Genomic DNA, 3,364 nt, shown 5'->3' with positions numbered 1-3,364 from the left:
TTTTTGAAAAAGAAAAACTGTTAAAAGAAGGTTTAAATAACAAGTATACAAAGATTCCTCCACAAGTAGTTATAGAATGATTTTAGGTAGGGCAGACGATGTACTTAGTGTTGCAGGACACAGGATTGGTAATGCGGAAGTAGAGTCAGCGATAATAGAACATCCGGCTGTAGCAGAAGCAGCAGTAATAGGAAAACCAAACGATATAAAAGGAGAGTCTATAAAAGCCTTTGTAGTTTTAAAACAAGGAATTACACCATCACCAGAGTTAATAGAAGAGATAAAAGAAACAGTGAAAGAGGTGTTAGGAGCTATTGCTGTTCCGGATGAGATAGAGTTTGTAGATAAACTACCAAAAACAAGAAGTGGAAAGATAATGAGAAGAGTACTAAGAGCAAAAGAACTTGGTCAAGAACTTGGAGATATATCTACTTTGGAAGATTGAAGGAGGGAATAAGTGGAAGTAAGAGAAGAACTTACACCCAAACAAATTGTAGAAGAGCTAAATAAGTATATAGTAGGACAGTATGAAGCAAAAAAAGCTGTTGCAATAGCATTGAGAAATAGGTGGAGAAGACAGAACCTTCCTGAAGACCTAAGAGATGAAGTAATACCTAAAAATATTCTTATGATAGGTCCAACAGGGGTAGGAAAAACAGAAATAGCAAGGAGATTGGCATCATTAGTAAAAGCACCATTCATAAAAGTAGAAGCTACAAAATTTACAGAAGTTGGATACGTAGGGAGAGATGTAGAATCAATTATAAGAGAACTTACAGATGTGGCTTTTAAGATGGTAAAAGCAGAAAAGATGGAAGAAGTCCGAGAAAAAGCAAGAAAAATTGCAGAAGAAAAAATATTAGATTACCTTGTACCCAAAAAACCAAGAAGATACGGTACATTGATTGAAGAGGAAGAACAGCACTCTCCAGCTAGAGAAAAATTCAGACAGATGCTTCAACAAGGACTGTTAGATGATAAAGTTGTAGAAATAGACATAACTGAGAAAACAGCAGCTGTAATAGGTGGTGTTGTTGTACCAGGACTTGAAGACATAGAAAGCCAATTAAAGGAGATATTCTCATCTTTAGGTCCATCTAAAACAAAAAAAAGAAAGTTAACAGTAAAAGAAGCCCTCAAAGTGATAGAAAACGAAGAAGCTGAAAAACTCATAGATATGGACGAAGTTCAAACTCTAGCCGTAAAAAGAGTGGAAAACTTTGGAATAGTTTTTATTGATGAAATAGATAAAGTAGCATCAAAGTCAAGCAGTAAATCCGGACCGGATGTCTCAAGAGAAGGAGTCCAGAGAGACCTTTTACCAATAGTAGAAGGAACAGTTGTATCTACAAAATATGGACCAGTAAAAACGGACCACATACTATTCATAGCAGCAGGAGCATTCCATCTATCAAAACCTTCTGACCTTATACCAGAGCTTCAAGGAAGATTTCCAATAAGAGTAGAACTAAAACCTTTAGCAAAAGAAGATTTTGTAAAGATACTAACAGAGCCAAAAAATGCCCTTATAAAACAGTATAAAGCCCTTATGGCTACAGAGGGAGTAGACCTTGAGTTTACTCACGATGCTATAGAAGAAATAGCAAAAATAGCCGAAGAAGTAAACGAAAAAACAGAGAATATTGGAGCAAGAAGACTTCACACAATATTAGAAAAAATAATGGAAGATTACTCTTTCAACGCTCCGGATTTAAAAGGACAAAAAGTTGTTATAGATTCTAAAGTTGTAAGAGAAAAGTTAGGAGATATAATATCAAGTGAAGATTTGAGTAGATACATTCTTTAGAGGAGTGATTCCAATGGTAGTTACAGAAAAAGAAAGAAAAAGCTCTAAGAAGAAAGTTATTCCTAAGATACTAATATACGAAATGAGATACGGAAAACCTATATACTATAAAGATTATGAAAAGGTACTCAACGGAGAGTTAAATCCGGAGGCTGTTATGGCAAGTACTATTTTACAGTCTTGGATAGTTGCCTCAATAGTAGAATTTTTGATAAAAAATCTTCCAAAAAAGTATAAGATAGTAACAAATGAAATAGGATTTCAATTTGCACCAAGAAGTTGGAGAAATTTGGACATAGCCATTTTTGAAAAAGAAAAACTGTTAAAAGAAGGTTTAAATAACAAGTATACAAAGATTCCTCCACAAGTAGTTATAGAAGTTGATACAAAAGCAGATTTAAAAAAATACAATGGAGAAATTCTTTCTTATATAAAAGAAAAGACACAGGATTTGTTAAACGCTGGTGTTAAAAGAGTTGTATGGTACACAACAGATGATAAAAAAGTTTTAGTTGCCGAAAAAGATAAAAGATGGTTCATTACAAACTGGAACGATGAAATAGAATTAATAGATGATATAAAATTAAACCTTGAAGAGTTAATAAAAGAAGAAATCAGATAAGGAGAAAGAAGATGGAAAAGTTAGAAGAACTTCCAATAACATTTGAAGAGTTGTTAAAAGATGTAGAAATAAAGATGGCAGCATCTGCTTACGTTTTAATTGAAGCCAATCCTTCAGAAATTCCATCAATCTTAAAGGCTTTGGCATCTGTTCCTAATGTAAAATCTGCAGATGTTGTTACCGGAATATACGACATTATCGTTTACTTAGTTGGTGAAGACCAAAACGAAATAGGAAGAGTTGTTATAAAAGATATAAACTCCATTCCTGGAGTAAAAAAAGCTACAACCTGCATGGTTGTTAAATTATAAATACTTTTTTAAAAATCTTCCTGTATAAGATTTTTCATTGTTAGCTACCATTTCCGGAGTACCTTGGGCTACTATTTCTCCACCTTTTTCTCCACCTTCTGGTCCAAGGTCTATTATCCAATCTGCACATTTTATTACATCAAGGTTATGTTCTATCACTACAACGGTGTTTCCCTTTTCTACAAGTTTATTTAATACTTGAATGAGTTTTGCAACATCGTGAGAGTGAAGTCCTGTTGTAGGTTCATCTAAAAGGTACAACGTTCTTCCGGTATCTCTTTTTGAAAGTTCTTTTGATAGTTTTATTCTTTGGGCTTCTCCACCGCTTAAAGTGGTAGCCGGTTGTCCAAGCTTTATGTAATCTAATCCAACATCATGAAGAACTTTTAACTTGTTTCTTATCGTTGGGATGTTTTCAAAAAACTCTAACGCTTCTGCTACTGTCATATCTAAAACATCTGCGATATTTTTCCCTTTGTAGAGGATTGATAAAGTTTCTTTGTTGTACCTTTTTCCTCCACAGACTTCACATTGAACGTATATATCCGGTAAAAAGTGCATCTCTATCTTTACCACACCTTCTCCTTGACAAGCTTCACATCTTCCTCCTTTTACGTTAAAAGA

At 34.0% G+C, this 3,364-nt stretch carries 3 protein-coding genes and 2 pseudogenes; 4 read left to right on the top strand and 1 reads right to left on the bottom strand.

The features are described 5' to 3' along the window. Nucleotides 1-76: 76 nt before the first annotated feature. The 4 genes and pseudogenes from NE054_RS07495 to NE054_RS07480 form a co-directional block, all read left to right on the top strand. Nucleotides 77-445, top strand: a pseudogene (locus tag NE054_RS07495) (acetate--CoA ligase); the annotation flags it as partial. Nucleotides 446-457: 12 nt separating this feature from the next. After that, nucleotides 458-1,807 (top strand): ATP-dependent protease ATPase subunit HslU, encoded by a 1,350-nt coding sequence (gene hslU, locus NE054_RS07490; protein ID WP_297890280.1) that lies wholly within the window; start codon nt 458-460, stop codon nt 1,805-1,807. A gap of 13 nt (nt 1,808-1,820) precedes the next feature. Then, nucleotides 1,821-2,429 carry a Uma2 family endonuclease gene (locus NE054_RS07485; protein ID WP_297890278.1) on the top strand — a complete coding sequence of 203 codons (609 nt, stop codon included), beginning with the start codon at nt 1,821-1,823 and terminating at the stop codon, nt 2,427-2,429. Nucleotides 2,430-2,440: 11 nt separating this feature from the next. Next, the gene (locus NE054_RS07480; protein ID WP_297890276.1) at nt 2,441-2,740 is read left to right on the top strand and encodes an Lrp/AsnC ligand binding domain-containing protein; all 300 of its coding nucleotides are present in this window, start codon (nt 2,441-2,443) and stop codon (nt 2,738-2,740) included. On the opposite strand, the pseudogene NE054_RS07475 reads toward NE054_RS07480, so the two are convergent. Continuing rightward, nucleotides 2,735-3,364: pseudogene (locus NE054_RS07475) on the bottom strand (excinuclease ABC subunit UvrA); the annotation flags it as partial. The gene NE054_RS07480 and the pseudogene NE054_RS07475 sit on opposite strands and share 6 nt — an antisense overlap.

It is taken from the genome of Sulfurihydrogenibium sp. (assembly GCF_027448985.1).
Taxonomy (GTDB): Bacteria; Aquificota; Aquificia; order Aquificales; family Hydrogenothermaceae; genus Sulfurihydrogenibium.
This window is presented reverse-complemented; position numbering and strand designations above follow the sequence as displayed.

What these genes read in the sequence shown, in the direction of transcription:
- NE054_RS07485 (WP_297890278.1), top strand. Translation starts at nt 1,821, where the DNA reads ATGGTAGTTACAGAAAAAGAAAGAAAAAGCTCTAAGAAGAAAGTTATT.
- NE054_RS07480 (WP_297890276.1), top strand. Translation starts at nt 2,441, where the DNA reads ATGGAAAAGTTAGAAGAACTTCCAATAACATTTGAAGAGTTGTTAAAA.